The following is a 23,647-nucleotide window of genomic DNA, read 5'->3' as shown; positions in this document are numbered from 1 at the left end:
GGGCGCTTCAGGGCGCCCTCAGGCCCCGTGGCACTTCTTGAACTTCTTGCCGCTGCCACAGGGGCAGGGGTCGTTGCGGCCCGGGCCGGCTTCCTTGCGGATGGTTTCCACCCGCGGACCGAAGCTCTTCCAGAGTTGGCGCAGGTCATACACCGCCCAGATGGCATCCCCGAAGGCATCGAGACGGGCCTGGCTCAGGCTGGGCGGGCCATCTTCGGCAAACATCGACAGCTCGGGCTTGCCGGTGTCGTCTTCGGTCAGGGCAACGATGCGGTTGAGGGCATCGTCCAGCCAATCGGCGGCCTCCTTGTCGCGGGGAGCGGCCCATTCCTCAGGCCAGTTTTCCACGGCGAACATGAAGCCCAGTGCCCAGATCTGGCCGAAGGAAGGCACTTCCTGGTCACCCAGTTCGGCCAGTTCTTCTTCCGACAAGGTGGCCATGGCGCCGCGCATGTCCATCACCTCGGGCTCATAGCAACGCTCGTCGCCCAGGCTGTCCACCTTGGTGTCCAGAGCCGTCTGCACTTCGTGCCAGCGCGCCTGCCACAAACTGATGAAACGGGCCTGTTGAGCCGCATCGGCGAAAGCCGACAGGGCCGGAATACCGTCGGCATCGGTGTCTTCGGCGGTGATGCCATCGCCCAGCAGCATGGGCAGGTACTCGGCCGGTGGCAGGGGGCGGCGATTGCAGATCACCGCGGCCATGAAGCCTTCGCAGAACTCCCACTGGGGAATCTCGTCCTCGCGGCTGCGCAGGTCGTCCAGGATGGCGTCGAGTTCATCAAAGGCCTCGGGGGGCAGGCGCTCGCCGGCGACGGGGTAGACAGGCACGGGCGAGGCGGCGACTTCGATGGCGGTATCGGCTTGGGGATCAGAAGACATGTCGGGGGGCGTCAAAACGCGTCAGGATGAACGGAGCAGGCAAGACCCTGACCACCGGCCGTGGATCGTATGATCGGTCGGCCACAGGTCATGGGCGAAGCGCTGCGGTGGTACAGCAGTTTACCGGCCTCGCCCTTCGGACACGCGTCAACCCCTTCCTGGAGCCCCCATGCTGAAGCAGCTCAACGCCATCTATCCCGTGCGCTACACCGCCTTCGCCCTCTGTGCAGGTGCCCTGGCCCTGAGCCTGTGGGCGGGGCAACAGCAGGCCCTGGCACCGGAGTGGGCGGTGCTGTCAGGCGCCTTGGTCGCTCTGGGGGTGTATGACCTGCTGCAGAAGCGCCACTCGGTGCTGCGCAATTACCCCGTGATCGGCCACCTGCGCTTTGTGCTGGAGTACATCCGGCCCGAGATTCGCCAATATTTCATCGAGAGTGACAACGAGGCCAGCCCCTTCTCCCGCGCCCAACGCACCCTGGTGTACCAGCGCGCCAAGGGCGATCCCGACAACCGGCCGTTCGGCACCCTGCTCGACGTGGGCCAGCGCGGCTACGAGTGGATCAACCACTCGGTGGCTCCCACCCAGCTGCCCAGCCACGACTTTCGCGTCACCATCGGGGCCGACACGGCCCAGCCCTACAGCGCCAGTGTCTTCAACATCTCGGCCATGAGTTTTGGGGCCCTGTCCGCCCACGCGATCCGGGCGCTCAACCTCGGGGCCCAGCAGGGTGGTTTTGCCCACGACACGGGCGAAGGCTCCATTTCACAACACCACCGCGTCCATGGCGGGGACCTGATCTGGGAGATCGGCTCGGGCTACTTCGGGTGCCGCCATCCTGATGGCAGCTTCGATGCCGAACGCTTTGCCGAGAACGCGCGCAGCCCTCAGGTGCGCATGATTGAACTGAAGATGAGCCAAGGCGCCAAGCCGGGCCATGGCGGCGTGTTGCCCGGCCCGAAGGTCACGGCAGAGATCGCCGAGGCTCGGGGCGTGCCACAGGGCGAGGCCTGCATCTCACCGTCGGCCCACACGGCGTTCTCGACGCCTGTCGAGATGATGCATTTCATTGCCCGCCTGCGTGAGCTCAGCGGCGGCAAGCCCACGGGGTTCAAGCTGTGCATCGGGCATCCCTGGGAATGGTTTGCCATGGTGAAGGCCATGCTGGAGACCGGCATCACCCCCGACTTCATCGTGGTGGACGGGGCCGAAGGTGGCACGGGCGCAGCCCCGGTGGAATTCAGCGACCACGTCGGTACCCCCTTGCAGGAAGGCCTTCTGCTGGTGCACAACACGCTCAAGGGCGTGAAGCTGCGCGATCGCATCCGCCTGGGCTGCGCGGGCAAGGTGGTCACGGCGTTCGACGTGGCCCGCATGATGGCGCTGGGGGCCGACTGGTGCAACTCGGCACGGGGCTTCATGATGGCGCTGGGCTGCATCCAGGCCCAAACCTGCCATTCGGGCCAATGCCCCACCGGTGTGGCCACCCAGGACCCGCTGCGCCAGCAGGCCTTGGTGGTGCCCGACAAGGCCACCCGGGTGAAGAACCTGCACCACAGCACCTTGCACGCCCTGAAAGAGTTGATCCAGGCCGCAGGCCTGCACCATCCGAACGACATCACCGCACACCACATCGTTCGCCGCGTGTCGGACACCGAGGTGCGCCTGCTGAGCCAGTTGGTGATGCAGGTGCCCACCGGGGCCTTGCTGGGCCCACTCGATGGCCTGCCGAACCTGTTCCGCGAGTACTGGCCCCTGGCGACGGCCAACAGTTTTTCACCGCCCTCACAGAAGGCCTGAGCGCCAGCGCCCTGCACCGCCCCCGAGGGCACCGGCCAGACGCTCACGCTGGCCGGTGCACGGGGTGTCAGGCGTAACGCGGGGTCCGATCGGCGGCGCACTCGGCCAGCAGGCTCAGCAAGGCCTCCACCGGCGGGTTGCGCCGCCAGACCTGGTGGCTGTGCAGGCGAACAAAGACGCCGCGCCAGGCACTCAGGTGTTGCAACTCAACGCCGCGGTACTGCAGCCGCACCCAGTTGCCCTGCTCCAGTTGCCCGATGTACTCGGAGAACAAGGTTCGGGACACCCCGCACAAGCGCGCAATCATCTGCTGTGACAAGGGCAGCATGAGGCTGTCCTCCTGGGGTGGAGAGGGGGATACCGAGGTCTCGGCCGCCAAGCACAGGCCCTCGGCGCACAGGGCCAGGCCACCGATCACCCGCAGCGCCGAATTGCTGCATTTGTTGACGATCAGCTGGTTGTTCTGCTGACGGATCTGGGAGGACAACTCGCCCAGCAGATGCTGCGCAAAGCCGGCATCGCTGCGCACCAGGGCCAGATAGGCCGAGGCCGGCAGGGTCAGAAGCTCCACATCGGTGACGGCCAGGTAGTCGACCTGCGCCTTGCCGTCACCCAGCAGATCGTGCTTGGCGAAACAGCTGTTGCGGCTGTGCAGGGTCAGCGGGTAGCTCAAGCCCTGGTCCATGGTGACCTGCTCGGCCACCATGCCTTCAATGATGTGGTGCCAATGGGTGATGGGCGCCCCGGTGCGCCAGATCAGGTCGCCCGCCTTGCGGGAAATGACACGGCTTTGCTTGCCTGCCTCGAATGCGGCAGAGGCGCTCACCCCCATGCTCGAATAGACCTGAAGCGTGAAATCACGCATGCGTTGGGTCACGTCAAACATGGCGTTGATGGGGCGGCAAACCGCCCGTCGGCAACTCAGACGAAGAGACCCCGGAGGGCTGGGCACTGCCTGCCGCAAGACAGGGTGAGGTGTTGTGATTCATTCGCAGCCTTCAGCAACTCGGTGACCGCGCGATGCACTGCGCATCGGGACGGAGTCGGTGCGTCAGCGGGCGGTTCGCTACCGTGCAGGGGAGGCCCACAACACACCAGAAACCTGATCATGAGAAAGGCCTGGGCAACGACCTTGAATGAATGTTCAACCTTGCACAGTGAACACGTAAGAACTGTGATGGCGTGCTGCAAAACGCCGCTCACGGCGCGTCTGTTCAGGCTCCGGCGACGCCGGCCTCAGCCCAGGCGGTGCTGACGATCACATCGGCAGTCGCCAGCCGACGCCGCATGCAGAGCACGGCCTGGTCTTTGCTCAACAAGGTGCAGTGGCTCAGGGCCACCGCCAGGTCGATGAACTTTTGATCATCGGCGTCCTTGCAGGTCCAGGGCGCCTTGGCGGGTACCGCGCTCACCTGCGCATGGCGATCAAACGCAGCCAGCACCTGCTCGGCCGTGCGGGTGTAGAAATCCAGGCGGCGCACGATCTGGGGGTAGGCCAACACGCGGGCCAGTTCGTCGCGCATGGCGGCTGTGGCATGCCAGTGCAAGGTGCCGGCTTCCAGGCCGGCACGCACCGAGGTGGTGGCCGGATCGGCAAACACAAACAGGTCCAGCACGATGTTGGTGTCCAGCACTACCCGGCCTGCCGCCGGCGTGCAAGGGTCATCCACCTCAGGCCCCTTGTGGCGCATCGCCCGCGGGGCCGTCGGCCTCGGGGCGGGTCGGCTTGTCGCGGACACTGCCGCGAACCAGGTCGAAGCGGAACAGCCGGCATTCGATGGGTCCGTTCCACATGGGCACCCGGCGCGACTCCTTGAGGCGCATGCGGCCAGGCAGCTTGAGGTCGGGGGTGAGCATCCAGGCCTGCCAGCCGGCGTAGTTTTTCTTCCAATGGCTCGCCAATTGCACGAAGAACTCGCCACCATCTTCGGTCTGGGCGGTTTCGCGACCGCCGCGCGGCGCCCGCTGGCTGGCGCGTTGCCCAGCCACACCAGCGGCCTCGATGCGCTCGCCGTAGGGGGGGTTGAGCAGCATCACACCGGGTTGTTCGCAAGGCGGCATGCGCTGCAAGGCATCGCCCCCGCGCAACTGCACAGCATGGGCGACACCAGCGCGTTCGGCATTGCGCTGGGCGAAGTCGACCATGCGGAAGGCCACGTCACTGCCAAACACAGGCACGGTGGGTGCCCGCTCGGCGGCCCGGGCCTCTCCCAGCAAGGCGTTCCAGACATGCGACTGGAAAGGCAGCAGTTTCTCAAAACCGAAGCGACGCTGGGCACCCGCGGCCATGTTGCAGGCCATCTGGGCCGCCTCGATGGCGATGGTGCCGCTGCCGCAGCAGGGGTCGTACAAGGGCAGCGGGGCGTCGCCCAGCGGGTCCCAGCCGCTGGCGGCGATCATGGCCGCGGCCAGGGTTTCTTTCAGCGGCGCATCGCCCTTGTCTTCGCGCCAGCCGCGCTTGAACAAAGGCTCGCCCGAGGTGTCGATGTACAGGGTGGCGGTGTCGGTGGTCAGGTGGACGTAGATGCGCACATCGGGCCACTGGGTGTTCACATCGGGGCGCACCCCGGTTTTGTGGCGAAAACGATCGGCGATCGCGTCCTTGACCTTGAGCGCCGCAAAGTTGAGGCTGGTCAGCGGGCTGTGCTGGGCCGTGATTTCAATCTTGAAGGTTTGCCGGGTGGTGAACCAGATTTCCCAGGCCACGTTGCTGGCGGCCTCGTACAGATCCCGCTCGCTGCGGTAGCCGGTGTGGGACAACTGCACGAGCACACGCTGGGTCAGACGGCTGTGCAGGTTGAGCTTCATGGCGTCTCGCCAGGAGGCACGCGCCAGCACCCCACCCCGGCCGGTCAGCAGATCCTCCCCGGTGAGCCCTGTGATGCGATGGACCTCGTCGGCCAGAAAGCCCTCGACGCCAGCGGCGCAGGGCATGAAAAGTTGCAATTGGTTCACGGTGATTCACTCCGGCACGACCGACGAACGCTGACCCAGGCGCCGCGCCGTGCGCAAGACAGGGTCAGAGGGCTTTTCTCAGGTTGGCAGGGGCGATGCGCAGCGCCTCGCGGTATTTGGCCACGGTGCGGCGCGCACATTCAATGCCCTGCTCCTTGAGCATTTCAGAAATCTGGTTATCGGACAAAGGCTTTTTCGTGCTCTCGGAGGCCACGAATTGCTTGATCAGCGCCCGCACCGCCGTGCTGGAGGCGTTGCCGCCGGTCTCGGTGCCCAGTGCCGAGCCGAAGAAGTACTTCAGCTCGAAGGTGCCGAACGGCGTGCCCATGTACTTGGCGGTGGTGACGCGGCTGATGGTGGACTCATGCAGGCCCAGTTCATCCGCGATCTCTCGCAGGACCAAGGGGCGCATGGCCAGTTCGCCATGCACGAAGAAGTTCTTCTGTCGCTCCACGATGGCGTTGGACACCCGCAAGATGGTGTCGAAGCGCTGCTGGATGTTCTTGATGAACCAGCGTGCCTCCTGCAGTCGCTGCTGCAGCGCCGCATGACCTTCGCCCTTGTGCGAGCGCAGGGCACTGGCATAGATGTCGTGCACCTTGAGGCGGGGCATGACATCGGCATTGAGCTGCACCCGAAAGCGCACCTGGGCCCCGCGCCCGATCTTGGTGACGATGACATCGGGCACGATGATGTTGCGTTCGACGTCGACAAAGCGGCGGCCCGGCTTGGGCTCCAGCCGGGTCAGCAGGCTGAGCGCGGCACGGATGCGCTCATCGCTTTCACCGCACAGTTGCTGCAGGCGCTTGATGTCGCGCCGGGCCAGCAGCTCCAGGGGCTGTCCGCACAGCTTGATGGCCACGTCGAGGGTGTCAGGCAGGATGTCATCGACACCCCCTTCATCGGACTGGAGCTGACGCAGTTGCAAGCTCAGGCATTCGCGCAGGTCGCGGGCACCGACCCCCACCGGCTCCAGGCTTTGCAGCAGACGCAGCGCCACGGTGAAGTGGTGCACCAGCTCTTCCACCTGCTCCAGATCGTCGCCCGCCAGGCCACGGGCCAGGTCTTCCAGCGGGTCTTCAAGGTAGCCGTCGTCGTTGAGCGATTCGATCAGAAAGCGCAGCGCCGCCGAATCTTCGGGCGACAGGCGCAGCGCCAGGGCCTGGCGATGCAGGAACTGCTGCAGCGACTCCTGGCTGCGCGCCAGCTCGGTGGCATCCACTTCGCCGTCTTCGCCCAGGTTGTTGCGGCTGGGAGGCGCATCGCCGCCCCATTCGCTGTCATCGGGCGCCATCTCGACCTGGCCGTCGCCGTCCCAGGTGGGCTCGTCTTCGAGGGCACTGGACGCAGGTTCGACCTCTGCCGTGCTGGTTTCGGGGGTCGACGCCAGCTCCTTGGGCGCCGTGGCCGGCAGTTCATCGAAGGACGAGGCCTCCTCGTCGCGAGCCGGTACATCGGCCTGCGCCAAACCGAACTCCTCGCGCGGAGCTTCTTCGGTGGAAAGCTCGAGAAAAGGGTTTTCGTCGAGCATCTGATCGACTTCCTGGCTCAGCTCCAGCGTGGAAAGCTGGAGCAGCCGGATCGATTGCTGCAATTGCGGCGTGAGCGCCAGATGCTGCGAAACGCGAAGCGATAAACCCTGTTTCATGCTCACATTCGAAAGTGCTCGCCGAGGTAGACGCGCCGGACATCGGCGTTCTCGACGATCTCGGACGGGGTACCCTTGGCCAGCACATGACCGTCACTGATGATGAAGGCGTGGTCGCAGATGCCCAGGGTTTCGCGCACGTTGTGATCGGTGATCAACACACCAATGCCGCGCGACTTGAGAAACCCGACAATGCGCTGGATCTCGATCACGGCGATCGGGTCGATCCCGGCAAAGGGCTCATCCAGCAGGATGAAGCGTGGCTGAGTGGCCAGGGCCCGGGCGATTTCCACCCGCCGCCGCTCACCCCCCGACAAAGCCAGCGCGGGGGAGTCGCGCAGGTGGTCGACCCGCAGGTCTTGCAGCAAGGCGTCCAGCCGTTCAGCGATGATGGCCTTGCCCAGCGGGCGGCCTTCCTCGTCCTGCTGCAGCTCCAGCACTGCCTGCACGTTCTCGGCCACCGACAGTTTGCGGAAGATCGAGGCCTCTTGGGGCAGGTAGCTCAGGCCCAGGCGCGAGCGCCGATGGATGGGCATGTGGCCCACTTGCTGGCCATCCATGAGGATTTCGCCGGCATCGGAGCGCACCAGCCCGACGATCATGTAGAAGGAGGTGGTCTTGCCGGCGCCGTTGGGGCCCAGCAGGCCCACCACCTCACCTTTGTCCACCGAGAGAGAGACGTCCTTGACCACCTTGCGACTGCCATAGGCCTTGCGCAGGTGGCGTGCCTCCAGTCGGCTGGTCATACCTTCTGTCCGGTCCACAGCGCTCAAGGCTTGTCCCCCGACAGGGCGCCAGAGGGCCGCAGGGCCGGCGTCGGGTTGGCCGGGCTGGCAGGTTCGGGGCGGGCCCCCTCCTGGGCTGCAGCATTGCGTGGCGACAGCATGGCCCGCACGCGGTTGCCCGATGGGGTGGCGGGGCTCACGTTTCGCGTCTGACGGGCACCATCCACATTGAAGACGTCGGTGATGTTGTCGTAGACGATCACGTCACCCGTGACCTGATCATTGAGGGTGGTGCCCTGGTAGCGTCGCAACTCGGCACGCTTGATGAACTTGACGTTGTCGGCTCGACCGTCGTACTCGATGGTCTCACCCTCGCCTTCGATGTACTCCTCGCCGCCATCCCGCTTCTGCCGGAAAAAGGCGCGCAGGCCGGGCTCGGCCGTCACCACCCCGTACTGGTAGCCCTCGGCGTCCTGGCGCACATCCAGGCGGGCACCGCGGATGATGATGGTGCCTTTGGTCATGACCACCCGGCCCGTGAACACGCTCACCTGCTTGAGATCATCGTGGCGCAGGATGTCCGACTCGATGTTCATGGGCTTGCTGCGGTCAGCACGCTCGGCCCAGGCCAACGGGGCCAGCCCAAGGGCCAAGGCGATCAGCAATGAGGATACAAAAGCAGGTTTCATAAAGGCATGGTTCTTGCAATCGATTGTACCGATGCAGGTGGCCGGTTCGCTGGCGGGGGCAAGAAAAAGCCCGCACAAGGCGGGCTGCTTCGGCAAACGTTGAGCGATCAGCGCGACTTGCGTGCCTCTGCGATCAAGAAGTCCGTGACCTGCAGAGCCCGGGTCATGCCACCGGCCATGGTGCCGTCGGTGACAAAGCGACCCGCCACCCCCATGGCAGGCACGCCATCGAGCTTGTAGGCGTCCACGAGTTGCTTGGCGCGGGTGGCCTTGCCCGTGACCGAGAAAGACTTGAAGAACTCAGTGAACTTGGCCTTGTCCACGCCTTGCTTGGCCACCCAATCGATGATGGCGGCGTCCCCTACCACCTTGAGGTGCTCGGTGTGGATGGCGTTGAAGGCCTTGAGTTGCAACTCATCGACTTTGCCCATGGCTTCCAGCGCGTAATACATGCGCTGCTTGGGTTCGAAGTCAGCAAGGAAGGGCACCGGCAGGCGGCGGAAGACCACATCTTTGGGGAGCTTCTTGAGCCAGGCTTCCAGTTCGGGCTCGAAATGGGCGCAATGCGGACAGTTGTAGGAGAAGAACTCCAGCACCTCGATGCGATCGGCCGGGGCGTCCACCGGGGCGGCCGTGCTCAAGGCCACAAAGTCCTTGCCGGCCTTGAAGGCTGCCTGAGCCTGGGCCGGGGAACTGCCCAGCAGGCCCAGGGTGGCGGTGGAAGTGGCCGCCAGGGCCAGCGAAAAATCACGACGTTTCATCAGAAAGCCTCTTTCAAAAGGGGGTTCACGTCACTCAGAAGGCACGGACACCAAAAAGTTCACGATTTCATTCGGGACGACGGCGACGTCAGGGCTCAGCGCTGCACCCGCACCATGGTGGTGTCGAGTCCGGCATTGTCGAGTTTGTCCTTGATTCGCTCGGCGTCATCACGCTTGGAGAAGGGCCCCACCCGCACCCGGAACACGGTGCGGCCCGCCTGCTCGCGTTCGGTGACACGGGCCTCCCAACCCATCATGGCCAGCTTGGCCTTCTGGGTTTCGGCATCTTCGTTGGTGCGGTAGGCCCCCGCCTGAACGTAGTAATCAAAGGGATCGACGCCCGAACTGGCACTGGCCGACTTGGCCTTGGCCAGATCACCGAGCGGGTCCGATGAGGTGGCGGCCTTGGTGTCGCTGCCCTTGGTCACGGGTTTGACATCCGTGCGATCGGCCTTGTCAGCGCGTGCATCAGCCTTGTCGGGCTTGGCATCTGCTTTTGCGTCGGCCTTGCTGTCGGGCTTGGCGTCCGCCCGGTTGTCAGACCGAGTGGCCTTGTCGTCAGCCTTGGCGGCGTCAGAGGATGCATCGGCCCCGACGGCGCCGCCAGAAGACTGGCGAGCCGGGTTCTTGCCGTACAGCGGCGAGTTGGGATCCCAGTCCTTGTTCTTGCGCGCCTCGGCGGCGTCCTGGTCGGCCGAACGGGTCTGGCCTTTGTTCAGGAAGGGCACCGGCACCTTGGTCACATAGACCGCCACGGCCAACGCCACCCCCAAGCCCAGAACCAACCCGAGCACCAGACCCAGAAAGGTCCCGCCGCCTTGTCTTTTCATGTTGTCGCTCACATTTTCGAAGGTGCCGATACGCCCAGCACAGCCAGGCCATTGTGCAGCACCCGGGCCGTGGCCGCGACCAGCGCCAGACGCGCCAGCTTGACCGGCTCGTCATCCACCAGGATGCGCTCGGCATCGTAGTAGCTGTGATAGCTGGCGGCCAGGTCGCGCAGGTAAAAAGTCACGTCATGGGGTGCAAAATCTTGCGCGGCCGCCGTGAGCATGTCGGGGTACTTGGCCAATTGCAGCATCAGCGCCTGGGCCTGGGGGCCTTGGAGCGGCGACAGGTCGACGCCAGCCAGCGAGGCCGCATCGCCGCCCCAGGCGGTCAGCACCGAACAGATGCGGGCGTGAGCGTACTGCACGTAGTAGACCGGGTTGTCGTTGTTCTGCGCCAGGGCCAGGTCGATGTCGAAGATGTACTCGGTGTCCGGCTTGCGTGACAGCAGGAAAAAGCGGACGGCATCCTTGCTGGTCCATTCGATCAGGTCGCGCAGTGTGACGTAGCTGCCAGCGCGCTTGGAGATCTTGACTTCTTCACCCCCACGCATCACCCGCACCATGGTGTGCAGCACGTAGTCGGGGTAGCCCTGGGGAATGCCCACGTCAGCCGCCTGCAAACCGGCGCGAACCCGGGCAATCGTGCCATGGTGGTCGGTGCCCTGGATGTTGACCACCTTGCCGAAGCCCCGTTCAAACTTGGTGATGTGGTAGGCCACATCGGGCACGAAGTAGGTGTAGGTGCCGTCGGACTTGCGCATCACGCGGTCTTTGTCGTCCCCGTAATCGGTCGACTTGAGCCACAGCGCGCCGTCTTGCTCGTAGGTTTTGCCCGCGGCGATCAGTTTGTTGACCGCGGCCTCCACCCGGCCGCTGGTGTACAGGCTGGACTCGAGGTAATAGTTGTCAAACTTCACCTGGAAGGCCTTGAGATCCAGGTCCTGCTCATGACGCAGGTAGGCCACGGCGAACTGGCGGATGCCGTCCAGATCGTCGGCATCACCGCTGCCGGTGAACTCACGGTCGTCCGACTTGACGGTCTTGCCGGCCAGGAAGTCGGTGGCGATGTCGCCAATGTAGTCGCCGTTGTAGGCCGACTCGGGCCAGCCGGCATCACCGGGCTTGAGGCCCTTGGCACGGCACTGGGTGCTGTTGGCCAGGGTCTGGATCTGCACGCCGGCATCGTTGTAATAGAACTCGCGCCAGACGTCCCAGCCCTGGGTCTGGAACAGGTTGCAGATGGCGTCGCCCAGCGCCGCCTGGCGTCCATGGCCCACATGCAGGGGGCCGGTCGGGTTGGCCGAGACAAACTCGACCAGCACGCGCTCGTTGCGTGCCGCCTGCCAGCCAAACTGATCTCCTGCCTCAAGCACCTCGCGCACCACCTGCTGCTTGGCAGCAGGCTTGAGGCGGACGTTCAGAAAGCCCGGGCCCGCGATCTCGATGGCATCGACCCACTGCGCCCAGGCGGGGGTGGCCATCAAGGCGGACTTGAGGGACTCAGCCACCTGACGCGGGTTGAGCTTGAGGGGCTTGGCCAACTGCATGGCCGCCGTGCAGGCGAAATCGCCATGGGCCGCCACCTTGGGCGACTCGAAGACCGCCTTGGGACCAGCACCGGGGGAAAGTTTCTCGAGCTCGGCCGCCAGCGCAGCGAGCAAATCGTGTTTGACAGAAAGCATGGCGTGATTTTACGGGGCGGTGCCCGAACGGCACGGGCACCTGGGTGCATGGAGACCAGAAGAGCGTGGTTTAAGCGTCGAATTCGGGTCTGGGAGCCGCCGGCATCCCACCAGCCCAAGGGAGATTGCAACATGTTCAAAGTGTTCTCGATGACAGGTGCGGCTCTGCGCCCCGCCCTCCAAGCGGCTGCGCCGTCACCCACTCGAACCCGATGGGCCACCTGGGTGCGCGCCAGCGCCCTTGGCGTCGGGCTGGCGCTGAGCCTGGCAGGCCAGGTGGCGCTGGCCCAGGGCAAGGCCGCCGAAGCAGGCGATGGTGCACAGGCCAAGCCGCAAAACCGGATGTCGCGCTGCAGTGCCGATTTCAAGGCCACCGGCCGCCCGGGCAGCGAGCGCAAAGCCTACATGAGCGAATGCCTGCGCAAGCCCAAAAAGGCCTCCTGACCCCGGAGCCGCCCCCGTGGGGCTGCCGACCGCCACGCCGCTGATCGATAATCGCGGCCATGCTTGATCGAGCCACCACCACCCCGTCCATTTCCTGCGTGATGCCGGCCTACAACGAGGCCGGCAACCTGGGCCGCTTTGTGCCCCAGGTCTTGGAGGCCTTGCGCGCCCTGTCCCCCCAGGTGGAGGTGGTGATCGTGAACGACGGCAGCCGTGACCAGACGGCCGCCGCCGCGATCGAATTGACACGCCAGCACCCGGAAGTGGTGCTGATCGATCTGTCGCGCAATTTTGGCAAGGAAGCCGCTCTGACGGCCGGCATGGAAGCCGCCCGCGGTGAAGTGGTGATCCTGATGGATTCGGATGGCCAGCACCCGGTGTCGCTGATGGCCCAGATGCTGCTTCGCTGGCGCGAGGGCATGGACGTGGTGTACGCCGTGCGCAAGACCCGCGACGACCAGACCCGGCTGCACGCCAACCTGGCCGGTTTGTTCTACACCCTGGTGAACCACAACAACCGGGTGAAAATTCCGCCCAATGCCGGGGATTTTCGACTCATGGACCGGGCCGTGGTCGAAGCCATCAAGACGCTCCCCGAGCGCAACCGCTTCATGAAGGGCCTGTATGCCTGGGTGGGCTTCAACAGCACCGCCCTTGAGTACGAGCCCCTGCCGCGCACTGATGGCCAAAGCAGTTTCGGCCTGCGCAGCGCCGCCTCGCTGGCCCTGACGGGCCTGGTGGCGTTCTCGTCCTTGCCTTTGCGGACTCTGGCGGTGGTCGGGCTGCTGATCTCGCTGGCCTCGCTCAGCTACGGCCTGTGGGTGGTGGTGTCCTATTTTGTGTACGGCATCGACGTGCCGGGCTACGCCACCCTGGCCGCCGGCATGATGCTGCTCAGCGGTATCCAGATCCTGTCGATCGGCGTTCTGGCCGAATACATCGGGCGCATCTACGAAGAGGTGAAGCGCCGCCCCACCTACCTGATGAAGGCCCGCCACGGCCAGGGGCTGCCGCCTCCTCAGGCCTGAGGACTTCTTGGCCTGATCAGCGCCGGCAAGAAGCCAGGCCCTCACCGGCCGCCGTGCTCGGGCTGCGGTACAGAACCCAGGCTTGTCCTTCGAAGACCGTCGTGAAGCCGGTGATCTCGAACCCTCGGGGTGCCACCACCCACTGACCCGGTTTCTGAGTGGCTTGTGCCAGGGCCTCCGGCCCCATGAGCACGCCTGCGGCCTGTTGATCGAAATCAGCCCCCTCAAACAACTCACGGCGCCAGTTGTCACCCGCCTCGCGGCGCTGCAGCGCCCAATCCTGGATCACGACCATGGCCCGTGGCAGGCGCGCCACGAAAGGCAGGTCGTAGGGAAAATCACCCGCAGCCAGCACGGTGTCACCGGGCGCCATTTGGCAGGCCAGCACGGCAGCCACATCGGCGCTGCCCCGGCGCTCGGTGTAACGGGCGGCGGCCACTTCGACCCCACACGCCACCAACAGCGCCAAAGCCAGCAAGCCCCCAAAGTACCGCCCGGCATGGGGTCGCCGGGCCAGCGTCTGCTCAAAGCCCAGGGCGGCCAGGAACGCCAGAGGAGGCATCACGGGCAGGGCATAGCCGATCAATTTGGAATGTGGCACCGAGAAAAATCCGATGATGGCCACCAGCCAGATCCAGGCCAGTGACACCCAGGGGCCCAGGCCTGCGGGCAAGGGCCAGGCCCGGCGCCGCAACCAGGCCAGCACCTGGGGGAGCACCAGGAAGGTCCAGGGAAACATGAGCAGGAACAGGCCTGCCAAGTAGAACCACCAGGGGCGCCCGTTGTTGAATGTGGTGGCGGTGTAACGGTTGAACTGCTGATCGCCGAACAGGTAGGCCAACAGCCCCGGCGCCTGGCGCTCGGCCAGCACAAACCAGGGCACGGCGATCAGCCCGAACAAGGCCAGCCCGCTGACCCAGGGCAATCGGAGCACCTTGTGCCACTGCCGGGTCTGGAACAACCAGATGAACAACACCAGTCCGGGCAACACCAGGCCGATCAAGCCCTTGCTCAGCACCCCCAGGCCGCAGGCGACAAAGCCTGCACGGGCCAACCAGGCATCTGGAACACGCTCACTGGATTGCACAAAGGCCATCGCAAAAGCCCAGATCGCGACGCCGATCCAGCAGGCGACCAGCATGTCGTGGTTGATGTACTGCCCGCCGATCAGAAAAGCCAGGCTGCTGCCCAGCACCCAGGTGGCGCGCTGGGCCAAACGCTCGCTGCTGTGCCCAGGCAGCGCCGGGATGCGGCGTAGCGTCAGGTACATCACCAGCAGCATCAGCCCGGCATGCAGGGCCGGCCCCAGGCGGGCCACCCAGGCGTGCACGCCCAGCACGGCCATCAGGCTGGCGTTGAGCCAATGCAGCAGCGGCGGCTTGTGGAAAAAGGGAATGCCGTTGAGCCGCGGAATGATCCAGTCACCGCTTTGCAGCATCCAGCGCCCGATGTCGCCATAGCGGCCCTCATCAGGCACGGCCAGGGGGCGCAGGGCCGCCAGCACCAGCAGCAAGCCCCACAGAAAGGCCAGCCCGGCCCAGGATTTTTGTCGTTCAGTCACGGTAGGTTCCGGCAGGATGGGGCACCGAGCTCAGGGCACGGACGCCAAAAGAGTTTGACCCCGCGCGAGTTGCACCTGGGCCTGCTGCAGTGCAGCCGCGAAATCAGGACCGGACAGGTAGGTCCATTCGCGCAGTCGAGCGGGCCCGATCTCGTCCCCGGGCTCGGCCGCCCGCGCGGGGTGGCACATGATGAGACACGCTTCGGGGGCGTCGGCCAGCCAGCGCGACATGCTTTGGGCATAGCCGGCCACATCGGACTGGAAATCGTCGATGCCCGACAGAAAAGGCGCCACGGCCAAGCCACGGGCACGGGCCAGGCGCTGCAGGGCGGCAGCGCCCATGCCGGCGATCACACGGCCCTTGAGCCCGCCTTGCCAGGCGACCGGACGCGAGATGCGCAAATAGGGACGCGGGCCGGTGGCATAACGCTGAGCCAGGACATCGACCACCGCCTGGCGAAGGCCAGGGAATTGCTGCACATGTTGATGGCCATCCACATGGTCGGGGGGGGCGCCCCAGTGTTGCTCAAAGCGGTCCAGTTGGCGCAGCACCTCCGCGCGGACCTGCGCAGCAGGCAGCCCGGGCCAGCAACTGCGGCGCATCAAAGCCCCCAGCGGGGCACCGTGGCCGGCGGCCAGGGCGAATTCGCTGGTCCAGTCCAGGTGCAGACCAACGTCGATGCGGCCACGCCAGGCGGCCAGCCCAGCGGCATCCGCGGCCCAGCGCGGAGACAGCGTCATGACGCTGGTGGCGCTGAGGCGACCGGCCTCGACCAGGGCCACGATGCCGCGCGACACGCTCTCGTTGAGGGCGTAATCATCGGCACAGAGGATGACAGACTTCATCGTGGCCTCACCAGCCCCGAGCCCAGAACACCGCAATCACCGGGATGATGGGAAACAGATGCGCCTGCCACATCACCAGACGCCGCACCCGGCGCACTTCGGCCGCGTCGGGCAGCGCCCCAGTGGCGCGGTATTCACGGCGCCACCGGCGGAACGCGAGGCTGGGCGAAATGGACAGCAGGCCCATCAGGGCAAACAGCCCGAGCTTCAGATGCAGCAGGGGCTGCGGCGCATACCAGGCCGCGCCCTTGATGCCCAGGAACACCCTGGCCAGGCCAGTGATCAACACCAACGCGGCGGCCAGCCCGTAAATCAGATCCAGCCGGGGCAGGCGTTCGACCACTGCGGCATTCAGCCATTCGGGGCGGCACAGGGCGGCTTCGCTGGACAGGAACACCACCAGGGTCAGGATGGCCAGCAGATGAAGGCTGGCCAGCAGGGCTTCGAGGGTCATGGAAAGGTCTTTCTCCAGCCCAGGGCCGGCCCACGCCTCAGGGGGCGGCAGGCAGCGGAAAGGTCAGGACACCTTCCAGTAATCGGGCTGGCCGTAATTGTGCTTGAGGAAATCGATCCAAAGGCGGACGCGCAGCGGCAGGTGCTTGCGTTGTGGAAAGACGGCGTAAATACCGTTGGGCGGCGCAGCAAACTCGTCCAGCAAGGTCACCAGGCGGCCTTGGGCAATTTCGGTTTCGACCTCCCAGGTGCTTCGCCAGGCCACGCCGTAGCCGGCCAGACACCAATCGTGCAAAACCTGCCCGTCCGAACAGTCCAGGGGACCGCCCGGCTTGAGGTGCACCAACTCGAAGCCGCTGTCCTTCGGCAATCGGAAGGCCCAGCCGCGGGTCTGTGAGGCATCACTCGACAAGGTCAGGCAGTCAAAGCGGGAGAGTTCAGAGGGGTGCTGCGGGGTGCCGTTGCGCTGCAAGTACTCAGGCGTGGCCACGCACAAGCGCCGGTTGTCGGCCATTCGCACGCTGACAAGAGAGGAGTCGGGCAGATCGCCCACCCGAACCGCACAGTCGTAGCCCTCGCCCGCCAGATCGACCACTCGATCGCTGAGATTGAGGGAGATCGTGACCTCGGCATGCTGAGCGCGAAAGCGCGGCACCAGGGGAGCGACGTGCCGGCGGCCGAAGCCCGCTGGCGCCGTGATGCGCAAATGCCCGCTGGCCTTGACGCCCCCGGCACTGACGCTGGCCTCGGCATTGGCCACGTCAGCCAGCACACGCTGGCAGTCCTCCAGAAAGGCGCTGCCTTCGTGGGTGAGGGTGATGCGGCGAGTGGTCCGCATGAGCAGTTTCACGCCCAGGCGCTCTTCCAGGGCGTCCAACCGGCGCCCCATGATGGCAGGCGCCACTCCCTCGGCATTGGCCGCGGCGGTCAGACTGCCCCGGGTGGCCACCGACACAAAGGATTCCATCTGCTTGAGTTTGTCCATGGGCCTCAGATTACGTTACAAAAAGTCAAAATCTCAGGCGAAAAAACCCTCATTACCCTCAAATTTAATTCGAATTTGACACGGCATGCCAGACAAGCTCGCTCGATGGGGATGTGCAGGCCTCTGACGTGGAACGCATCAGCCCCACAGATTACATCTTAATTTGTCACAAATAAATCTATTTTCAAGTTATTAATGTTTACTCAAGTGTGGAATAAAGTCTGGGCATGGACAAACGCCGCGCCCAACCTGCCTCCGCCTTTGGCACGCCCAAGGCGGTGCTGTTTGACGCATTCGGCACTTTGTTTGACGTCTACAGCGTGAGCCTGCTGGCCGAACAACTGTTTGCTGGCCAAGGGGATGCCCTGAGCCGGCTGTGGCGCGACAAGCAAATTGAATATACCCAGTTGCTGACCAGCGATGGTGGTGGCCACTACCAGCCTTTCTGGGCCTTGACCCAGGCGTCGCTGCGCTATGCCGCAGCCCAACTGGGCCTGCTGCTGAGCGACGCACAAGAACTGCAACTGATGAACCAGTATCGCGCCTTGAGCGCCTTTCCTGAGAACCGGGAGGTCCTGCAGGCACTGAAGGCGCAGGGGATCACCACGGGCATCCTCTCCAACGGCGACCCCGAGATGCTGGCCGTGGCCGTGCGCAGCGCCGGGCTGGCAAACTGGCTGGATCACATCATCAGTGTGGACGCGGTACGCCGCTACAAGCCCCACCCCGACACCTATGCCCTGGGCCCCAAGGCCACCGGCGTGGCCGTGCGCGACACGCTGTTTGTCAGTGGCAACAGCTGGGACGCTCTGGGGGCCACCTGGTTCGGCTACAACACGCTGTGGGTGAACCGGCATGACCGGCCCCCGGAGCAGATTGGCCCGCCCCCCAGCCGGACCGGTACCAACCTTCAGGCCGTGCTGTCCTTTTTTCCGTCGGGGTGATGCCCCGCCTGCCCGGAATGCACCGGGGTCGATGGCACCTTCATTTTTGTTTTTTGTTCATTTGCCTGACTTCACTTTCAACTCAAGGACCTCATCATGACCGCACGCACCCACGTTCACGGCCTGCAAGTCGCCACCACGCTTTACGACTTCGTCAACGAACAAGTTCTGCCGGGTACCGGCGTCAGCAGCGAAACGTTCTGGCAAGGCTTTGACGCCATCGTTGCCGATCTGGCCCCCAAGAATGTGGCCCTGTTGGCTGAACGAGACCGCCTGCAGACCGAGCTGGACTCCTGGCATCAGGCTCACCCAGGCCCCATCACCGACATGCCGGCCTACCGCGCCTTCCTGGAAAAGATCGGCTATCTGGCCGCACAACCCGTGCAGGCGCAGGCCACCACCACCAACGTGGACGCTGAGCTGGCCCTGCAGGCAGGGCCTCAGCTGGTGGTGCCCATCCTCAACGCACGCTATGCACTCAACGCCGCCAACGCACGCTGGGGCAGCCTGTATGACGCGCTGTATGGCACCGACGCCATTCCCGAAGCCGATGGTGCCGAAAAGGGCTCGGGCTACAACCCGGTGCGCGGCGCCAAGGTGATTGCCTTTGCACGCCAGGTGCTGGACACCTCGGCCCCCCTGGCCAACGGCTCCCACAAGGACGCCGTGGCCTATCAGGTGGTGAATGGGCAACTGCTGGTCAAGTTGAGCACCGGCAGCGACAGCCCGTTGCAGGACACCGCGCAATTCGTGGGCTACCAAGGCGACGCAGCCAACCCCAGTTCCATCCTGCTCAAACGCAACGGCAACCATCTGGACATCCAGATCAATCGCAACACGGCCATTGGCAAGAGCGACGCGGCCGGCGTCAGCGATGTGGTGCTGGAAGCGGCGCTGTCTACCATCCTTGACCTGGAGGACTCGGTGGCCGCAGTGGACGCCGACGACAAGGTGCTGGCCTATAGCAACTGGCTGGGCATCCTGAAAGGCACGCTGACCGAGGAAGTGAGCAAGGGCGGCAAGAGCTTCACCCGCGGCCTGAACCCGGACCGCGTCTACACCGGCGCGAAGGGCGGTGAAGTGCGCCTGCATGGCCGTTCGCTGATGTTCCTTCGCAATGTGGGCCACCTGATGACCAACCCGGCCATCCTGTATGGCAACGGTCAGGAGATCCCGGAAGGCATCATGGACGCCGTGGTGACCACGGCGATCGCGCTGCACGACCTGCAAGGCCATGGCGCCAATGGCATCCGAAACAGCCGCACCGGCAGCGTCTACATCGTGAAGCCGAAGATGCACGGCCCGACAGAAGTGGGTTTCGCCAGCGAATTGTTCAGCCGCGTCGAGAAGTTGCTGGGCCTGCCTGACAGCACCGTGAAGCTGGGCATCATGGACGAGGAGCGCCGCACCAGCGTCAATCTGAAAGCCTGCATTGCGGCCGCCGCCAGCCGTGTCGCGTTCATCAACACCGGCTTCCTGGACCGCACAGGTGACGAGATGCACACGGCCATGCGCGCAGGCCCGATGCTGCGCAAGGGCGACATCAAAGGCAGCGCCTGGATCGCCGCCTACGAACGCCGCAATGTGCTGATCGGCCTGCAATGTGGCCTGCGTGGTCGCGCCCAGATCGGCAAGGGCATGTGGGCCATGCCGGATCTGATGGCTGCCATGCTGGAGCAAAAAGTCGGCCACCCCAAGGCGGGCGCCAACACGGCCTGGGTGCCCTCGCCCACTGCGGCCACCCTGCATGCCCTGCACTATCAGCAGATCAACGTGGCGCAGGTGCAATCGGACATCGAGCAATCGGGACAAGACCCCGAATCGCTGATGAACGACCTGCTGACCATCCCGGTGGCGGCCCAGGCCAACTGGAGCGAAGCCGACAAGCAGCAAGAGCTGGACAACAACGTGCAAGGCATTCTGGGCTACGTGGTTCGCTGGGTGGACCAGGGCGTCGGCTGCTCCAAGGTACCCGACATCCACAACGTGGGCCTGATGGAAGACCGTGCCACCCTGCGTATCAGCAGCCAGCACATTGCCAATTGGTTGCTGCATGGCGTGGTCACGGAAGCCCAGGTGCGCGAGACCTTTGCACGCATGGCCGCCGTGGTGGATGCCCAGAACGCAGGCGATCCGCTTTACATCAGCCTGGTGGCCAACCCGCAAGGCGCTGCTTTCCAGGCCGCTCTGGACTTGGTGTTCAAGGGCCTGGTGCAACCCAGCGGCTACACCGAGCCGCTGCTGCATGCCTGGCGCCTCAAGGTGAAAGCAAAAGCTTGAGCCCTTGCCCTTGACGGGGCATGCATCTTGATCGGGGCACCTTGGGGTGCCCCCTTTTTTTGGCGCTCACGCCTGCCAGGCCTGGCACACAGAAGCGCACAATGCGGTGATATGACTGAGAGCCAGCCACCCAAGCCCTTCCGCGCAGATCTGTGCCCTTTGTGCGGTCAGCCGAACGAATGCGGTGCCTGCCAAGGCAATGCCTCTGCCTGTTGGTGCATGAGCACCCCCATTGGGGCTGATGCGCTGGCGCGCCTGCCGGCCGATGAGCAAGGGTTGCGCTGCATCTGCTCGCGATGTGCACAAGGCACGCAAGCAATGGGTGGCGAGCGCATCACATCGGTGGCACATGACGGAGAGCAGATTTAGCCGAATCACCCGGGTGGCGCATTCCTTCTATGATTTGACTCTTTCGAAATCCTAGCGAGTCGCAAGATGCCCACTTATCACGTGGAAATGATGGAAGGCCGTTCCATCGAACACAAAAAGAAGCTTGTGGCAGAGCTCACCCGCGTGAGTGGGGAGGTTCTGGGTGGGGCAACGGAATCGGTCGATGTGATCATCACAGAGGTCCGGCGCGACAACTGGGCCACCGGCGGCAAGCTGTGGTCTGAAGCCCGTACTTGAGCGACCAGGAGCACGGATGTCTTCTCCTCTCGCGAATGCGGGCGAACTGCATACCCAGGCCTTGCGCGAACGCTATGGGGAACGTTACCGCTGGCTGCTGCTGTTGTCCGTGATGATCGGCACGATGGCGTCCATCATGTCGTCCACCATCGTCAATGTGGCGATTCCTGCGATGAGCCACCATTTTTCATTGGGGCAAGAACGGGCCCAATGGGTGAGTTCGGGCTTCATGGTGGCGATGACCGTGTCCATGCTGACCACCCCCTGGTTGCTGGCCCGGTATGGCTATCGAAGGACTTACTCAGGTGCTGTGGCACTGCTTCTGCTGGGCGGCGTTGTCGGTGGCTTTGCCCAGGTCTACCCATTGGTGTTGGGCGCCCGCGTGGCGGAAGGCCTGGCAGCGGGCATTGTTCAACCGATCCCAGCCATCATCATCCTGCGTGCCTTCGCGCCCCATGAGCAAGGGCGTGCCAGCGGCATTTTCGGCATGGGGGTGGTGCTGGCACCAGCGATCGGCCCCAGCATCGGTGGGATTCTGGTCGACCTGTTCGGGTGGCGCTCCATTTTCTTCATGGTCGTGCCTTTCTGCCTGGCGTCTTTGTGGATGGCACATCGTTTCGTACCGACCACCGCACCAGGTGGCGTGGCAGCCAACCGCGATGGCGCGGGATTGGACTGGCGTGGCTTGCTGCTGGGCAGCGTGGGCACCTTGTGCCTGCTCAACGGCTTGGTCGATTTACGAGGTGGGTCAGGCTTGCAGGCAGCGATGCTGTTGGTGGCGGCCCTTGCGTCCTTGTTCCTTTTCATTTGGTGGGAACGTCGCATCGCCAAACAGGGGGGCGAGGCGTTGATGAACCTCCATCTGTTCAGTTACAGGCAATTTGCCATGGGCAGTATCGTGGCGGTGATCTACGGTACCGCTTTATTCGGATCCACCTACCTGCTGCCTGTCTACATGCAATTGGCACTTCATATTTCGGCCTCACACGTTGGAACGATCTTGCTGCCCGCCGGCTTTGTGCTCGCGGCGACCATTGCCGTGGTGGGACGCATGGCAGACAAGCAACCAACCTATTTGCTCGTCAGTGTTGGGTTGGCACTACTGGCCGCATCCTTTGCGTTGATGATGGGGCTGACCCTTGAATCCGCCCTGTGGCAACTTGCTCTGCTGGCCGTCCTCGGGCGGATCGGACTGGGCTTCATCCTCCCCTCATTGAACCTGGGAGCCATGCGGCCCTTGTCCAAGGCGCTGATTCCGCAAGGGGCGAGCAGCATCAATTTCTTGCGAATGCTGGGTGGTGCTGCCGGTGTCAGTCTGTGCGGCATCGTGCTCGAATGGCGATTGGCAGCTCACGGAGATTCGTTGAGCAATCCTGTCACCAGCCCCGCCCGCGTGGCGGCCTTCGATGAGGTTTTTATGCTTCTGGCTGCTTTGTGCATGTTGGCCATGGCGGCCGCATGGCAACTGCGTGAAGGCCGCGATGCCATGAACAACAAGATTCCAAAGGACCAATGATCCATGTGTCAATTGCTGGGCATGAACTGCAACGTCCCGACCGACGTGACATTCTCCTTTTCAGGTTTTTCTCAACGAGGCGGACGCACTGATCATCACTCTGACGGATGGGGCATCGCATTTTTTGAAGGGCGTGGGCTGCGTCACTTTGTGGATCACGAGCCCGCAGCAGAGTCCGCCATCGCGCAACTGATTCGACGCTACCCCATCAAAAGTCGCAATGTCATTGCTCATATACGCAAAGCCACGCAAGGTGCGGTGAATCTTCAGAACTGTCATCCTTTCGTGCGAGAGCTATGGGGGAGGTATTGGGTTTTTGCCCACAACGGCGACTTGAAGAACTTCTCACCCAGGTTGCACAGCCATTTTCGTCCGGTTGGGAGCACGGACAGTGAGTTGGCCTTCTGCTGGATCATGCAAGAACTTGCCAAATCACACGCCAACGTCCCCTCTGTGGAAGAACTGACCATCACTTTGCGTGAGTTGGCGCCTCGAATTGCCAAACACGGCACATTCAATTTCCTGTTGTCGAACGGGGAGGCGCTCTGGGCTCACGCCTCGACTCGCCTGCACTACCTCGAGCGTGCGGCGCCCTTCGGACAATCCACGCTGGCAGATGACGACATCAGCATTGATTGGACGACCTGCACATCACCCGACGACCGCGCGGCGATCATCGTGACAGAACCCTTGACCCGAGACGAATCATGGGTCGAGTTCCATCAGGGAGAACTGAAGGTGTTTGTCGAGGGTTTGGCCGTAGCTTAAGGGGCTGTTGAGGCTCCGCGGGGTCAGGAATGACTGCCAAGCGCATTATCAAGAGGCTGATAGGCATCAGTAGACGATGACGAAGGGCCTGCAATGCTCCAGAAGTTGTCGTTGCATTCGAAGGGGCGCCCGAATTGCAAACGGTGCCCCCGAGTTCGACACGAAGTGCGGCAAGTGCTTGATTTCATTAGAAACCGCTTGAATATTTCCACTACAACAGGGGCA

The 23,647-nt window shown here is 64.0% G+C and carries 23 protein-coding genes; 9 read left to right on the top strand and 14 right to left on the bottom strand.

Annotated elements, in window-relative coordinates:
• Nucleotides 1-18: 18 nt before the first annotated feature.
• Nucleotides 19-882, bottom strand: a complete 864-nt coding sequence (locus AC3WUT_RS28365) for a UPF0149 family protein (RefSeq protein WP_492350417.1) — start codon at nt 880-882, stop codon at nt 19-21.
• 169 nt (nt 883-1,051) lie between these two features.
• Here AC3WUT_RS28365 and AC3WUT_RS28360 point away from each other — a divergent pair, with 169 nt between their 5' ends.
• Nucleotides 1,052-2,680, top strand: a complete 1,629-nt coding sequence (locus tag AC3WUT_RS28360; RefSeq protein ID WP_492350416.1) for an FMN-binding glutamate synthase family protein — start codon at nt 1,052-1,054, stop codon at nt 2,678-2,680.
• Nucleotides 2,681-2,747: 67 nt separating this feature from the next.
• Here the strand turns inward: AC3WUT_RS28360 and AC3WUT_RS28355 are convergent, their stop codons facing one another.
• From AC3WUT_RS28355 to argS, 9 genes are all read right to left on the bottom strand, one after another.
• Nucleotides 2,748-3,566, bottom strand: coding sequence for a Crp/Fnr family transcriptional regulator (locus AC3WUT_RS28355; protein ID WP_492350415.1), 819 nt, complete (start codon nt 3,564-3,566; stop codon nt 2,748-2,750).
• Between the two features lie 328 nt (nt 3,567-3,894).
• The gene (locus tag AC3WUT_RS28350; protein ID WP_492350414.1) at nt 3,895-4,350 is read right to left on the bottom strand and encodes a putative toxin-antitoxin system toxin component, PIN family; all 456 of its coding nucleotides are present in this window, start codon (nt 4,348-4,350) and stop codon (nt 3,895-3,897) included.
• A gap of 1 nt (nt 4,351) precedes the next feature.
• On the bottom strand, nt 4,352-5,635 hold the full coding sequence (locus tag AC3WUT_RS28345; protein ID WP_492350413.1) for a THUMP domain-containing class I SAM-dependent RNA methyltransferase: 1,284 nt from the start codon (nt 5,633-5,635) through the stop codon (nt 4,352-4,354).
• Between the two features lie 64 nt (nt 5,636-5,699).
• Nucleotides 5,700-7,283: an RNA polymerase factor sigma-54 gene (locus AC3WUT_RS28340; RefSeq protein ID WP_492350412.1), complete on the bottom strand. Its 1,584-nt coding sequence runs from the start codon at nt 7,281-7,283 to the stop codon at nt 5,700-5,702.
• Nucleotides 7,284-7,285: 2 nt separating this feature from the next.
• Entirely contained in the window at nt 7,286-8,029 is a 744-nt protein-coding gene (lptB, locus tag AC3WUT_RS28335; protein WP_492350411.1) for an LPS export ABC transporter ATP-binding protein, read from the bottom strand.
• 23 nt (nt 8,030-8,052) lie between these two features.
• Nucleotides 8,053-8,697, bottom strand: a complete 645-nt coding sequence (gene lptA / locus AC3WUT_RS28330) for a lipopolysaccharide transport periplasmic protein LptA (RefSeq protein WP_492350410.1) — start codon at nt 8,695-8,697, stop codon at nt 8,053-8,055.
• Between the two features lie 107 nt (nt 8,698-8,804).
• Nucleotides 8,805-9,458, bottom strand: a complete 654-nt coding sequence (locus AC3WUT_RS28325; protein ID WP_492350409.1) for a thiol:disulfide interchange protein DsbA/DsbL — start codon at nt 9,456-9,458, stop codon at nt 8,805-8,807.
• A 95-nt stretch (nt 9,459-9,553) separates the two neighbouring features.
• Nucleotides 9,554-10,288 carry an SPOR domain-containing protein gene (locus AC3WUT_RS28320; protein ID WP_492350408.1) on the bottom strand — a complete coding sequence of 245 codons (735 nt, stop codon included), beginning with the start codon at nt 10,286-10,288 and terminating at the stop codon, nt 9,554-9,556.
• Between the two features lie 8 nt (nt 10,289-10,296).
• Nucleotides 10,297-11,970: an arginine--tRNA ligase gene (gene argS / locus AC3WUT_RS28315; RefSeq protein WP_492350407.1), complete on the bottom strand. Its 1,674-nt coding sequence runs from the start codon at nt 11,968-11,970 to the stop codon at nt 10,297-10,299.
• A gap of 132 nt (nt 11,971-12,102) precedes the next feature.
• On the opposite strand from argS, the gene AC3WUT_RS28310 reads away from it, so the two are divergent.
• Together AC3WUT_RS28310 and AC3WUT_RS28305 are read left to right on the top strand one after the other, a co-directional pair.
• Complete coding sequence (locus AC3WUT_RS28310) at nt 12,103-12,414, top strand: PsiF family protein (protein WP_492350406.1); 312 nt, start codon at nt 12,103-12,105, stop codon at nt 12,412-12,414.
• A 59-nt stretch (nt 12,415-12,473) separates the two neighbouring features.
• A complete protein-coding gene (locus AC3WUT_RS28305; RefSeq protein ID WP_492350405.1) occupies nt 12,474-13,442 on the top strand; it encodes a glycosyltransferase family 2 protein in 969 nt (322 codons plus the stop codon).
• A 16-nt stretch (nt 13,443-13,458) separates the two neighbouring features.
• Here the strand turns inward: AC3WUT_RS28305 and AC3WUT_RS28300 are convergent, their stop codons facing one another.
• From AC3WUT_RS28300 to AC3WUT_RS28285, 4 genes are all read right to left on the bottom strand, one after another.
• A complete protein-coding gene (locus AC3WUT_RS28300) occupies nt 13,459-15,003 on the bottom strand; it encodes an ArnT family glycosyltransferase (protein ID WP_492350404.1) in 1,545 nt (514 codons plus the stop codon).
• A gap of 30 nt (nt 15,004-15,033) precedes the next feature.
• Nucleotides 15,034-15,849: a ChbG/HpnK family deacetylase gene (locus AC3WUT_RS28295; RefSeq protein ID WP_492350403.1), complete on the bottom strand. Its 816-nt coding sequence runs from the start codon at nt 15,847-15,849 to the stop codon at nt 15,034-15,036.
• A gap of 7 nt (nt 15,850-15,856) precedes the next feature.
• Entirely contained in the window at nt 15,857-16,303 is a 447-nt protein-coding gene (locus tag AC3WUT_RS28290) for a DUF2214 family protein (protein ID WP_492350402.1), read from the bottom strand.
• Between the two features lie 63 nt (nt 16,304-16,366).
• Nucleotides 16,367-17,287, bottom strand: a complete 921-nt coding sequence (locus tag AC3WUT_RS28285) for a LysR family transcriptional regulator (RefSeq protein WP_492350401.1) — start codon at nt 17,285-17,287, stop codon at nt 16,367-16,369.
• A gap of 227 nt (nt 17,288-17,514) precedes the next feature.
• On the opposite strand from AC3WUT_RS28285, the gene AC3WUT_RS28280 reads away from it, so the two are divergent.
• From AC3WUT_RS28280 to AC3WUT_RS28255, 6 genes are all read left to right on the top strand, one after another.
• Nucleotides 17,515-18,231: a haloacid dehalogenase type II gene (locus tag AC3WUT_RS28280; RefSeq protein WP_492350400.1), complete on the top strand. Its 717-nt coding sequence runs from the start codon at nt 17,515-17,517 to the stop codon at nt 18,229-18,231.
• A gap of 96 nt (nt 18,232-18,327) precedes the next feature.
• Nucleotides 18,328-20,511: a malate synthase G gene (locus AC3WUT_RS28275; protein ID WP_492350399.1), complete on the top strand. Its 2,184-nt coding sequence runs from the start codon at nt 18,328-18,330 to the stop codon at nt 20,509-20,511.
• A 111-nt stretch (nt 20,512-20,622) separates the two neighbouring features.
• Complete coding sequence (locus AC3WUT_RS28270) at nt 20,623-20,880, top strand: cysteine-rich CWC family protein (protein WP_492350398.1); 258 nt, start codon at nt 20,623-20,625, stop codon at nt 20,878-20,880.
• A gap of 66 nt (nt 20,881-20,946) precedes the next feature.
• Entirely contained in the window at nt 20,947-21,138 is a 192-nt protein-coding gene (locus AC3WUT_RS28265; RefSeq protein ID WP_492350397.1) for a 4-oxalocrotonate tautomerase, read from the top strand.
• Nucleotides 21,139-21,154: 16 nt separating this feature from the next.
• Nucleotides 21,155-22,654: an MFS transporter gene (locus AC3WUT_RS28260; protein ID WP_492350396.1), complete on the top strand. Its 1,500-nt coding sequence runs from the start codon at nt 21,155-21,157 to the stop codon at nt 22,652-22,654.
• Nucleotides 22,655-22,657: 3 nt separating this feature from the next.
• Entirely contained in the window at nt 22,658-23,422 is a 765-nt protein-coding gene (locus AC3WUT_RS28255) for a class II glutamine amidotransferase (protein ID WP_492350395.1), read from the top strand.
• Nucleotides 23,423-23,647: the final 225 nt, after the last annotated feature.

The organism is Curvibacter sp. EU05-FHT14A10 (genome assembly GCF_058791075.1).
Note: the sequence above shows the minus strand (reverse complement) of the source record. Positions and strands in the feature narration are given on the sequence as shown.

Excerpts from the sequence above, each read along its gene's own strand:
- AC3WUT_RS28365 (WP_492350417.1), bottom strand. The coding sequence starts at position 882 with ATGTCTTCTGATCCCCAAGCCGATACCGCCATCGAAGTCGCCGCCTCG.
- AC3WUT_RS28310 (WP_492350406.1), top strand. The coding sequence starts at position 12,103 with ATGTTCAAAGTGTTCTCGATGACAGGTGCGGCTCTGCGCCCCGCCCTC.
- lptA (WP_492350410.1), bottom strand. The coding sequence starts at position 8,697 with ATGAAACCTGCTTTTGTATCCTCATTGCTGATCGCCTTGGCCCTTGGG.
- AC3WUT_RS28340 (WP_492350412.1), bottom strand. The coding sequence starts at position 7,283 with ATGAAACAGGGTTTATCGCTTCGCGTTTCGCAGCATCTGGCGCTCACG.
- AC3WUT_RS28295 (WP_492350403.1), bottom strand. The coding sequence starts at position 15,849 with ATGAAGTCTGTCATCCTCTGTGCCGATGATTACGCCCTCAACGAGAGC.
- AC3WUT_RS28270 (WP_492350398.1), top strand. The coding sequence starts at position 20,623 with ATGACTGAGAGCCAGCCACCCAAGCCCTTCCGCGCAGATCTGTGCCCT.
- AC3WUT_RS28355 (WP_492350415.1), bottom strand. The coding sequence starts at position 3,566 with ATGTTTGACGTGACCCAACGCATGCGTGATTTCACGCTTCAGGTCTAT.
- AC3WUT_RS28360 (WP_492350416.1), top strand. The coding sequence starts at position 1,052 with ATGCTGAAGCAGCTCAACGCCATCTATCCCGTGCGCTACACCGCCTTC.
- AC3WUT_RS28285 (WP_492350401.1), bottom strand. The coding sequence starts at position 17,287 with ATGGACAAACTCAAGCAGATGGAATCCTTTGTGTCGGTGGCCACCCGG.
- AC3WUT_RS28265 (WP_492350397.1), top strand. The coding sequence starts at position 20,947 with ATGCCCACTTATCACGTGGAAATGATGGAAGGCCGTTCCATCGAACAC.
- AC3WUT_RS28255 (WP_492350395.1), top strand. The coding sequence starts at position 22,658 with ATGTGTCAATTGCTGGGCATGAACTGCAACGTCCCGACCGACGTGACA.
- AC3WUT_RS28320 (WP_492350408.1), bottom strand. The coding sequence starts at position 10,288 with ATGAAAAGACAAGGCGGCGGGACCTTTCTGGGTCTGGTGCTCGGGTTG.
- AC3WUT_RS28260 (WP_492350396.1), top strand. The coding sequence starts at position 21,155 with ATGTCTTCTCCTCTCGCGAATGCGGGCGAACTGCATACCCAGGCCTTG.
- AC3WUT_RS28325 (WP_492350409.1), bottom strand. The coding sequence starts at position 9,458 with ATGAAACGTCGTGATTTTTCGCTGGCCCTGGCGGCCACTTCCACCGCC.
- AC3WUT_RS28275 (WP_492350399.1), top strand. The coding sequence starts at position 18,328 with ATGACCGCACGCACCCACGTTCACGGCCTGCAAGTCGCCACCACGCTT.
- AC3WUT_RS28290 (WP_492350402.1), bottom strand. The coding sequence starts at position 16,303 with ATGACCCTCGAAGCCCTGCTGGCCAGCCTTCATCTGCTGGCCATCCTG.
- AC3WUT_RS28305 (WP_492350405.1), top strand. The coding sequence starts at position 12,474 with ATGCTTGATCGAGCCACCACCACCCCGTCCATTTCCTGCGTGATGCCG.
- AC3WUT_RS28280 (WP_492350400.1), top strand. The coding sequence starts at position 17,515 with ATGGACAAACGCCGCGCCCAACCTGCCTCCGCCTTTGGCACGCCCAAG.
- lptB (WP_492350411.1), bottom strand. The coding sequence starts at position 8,029 with ATGACCAGCCGACTGGAGGCACGCCACCTGCGCAAGGCCTATGGCAGT.
- argS (WP_492350407.1), bottom strand. The coding sequence starts at position 11,970 with ATGCTTTCTGTCAAACACGATTTGCTCGCTGCGCTGGCGGCCGAGCTC.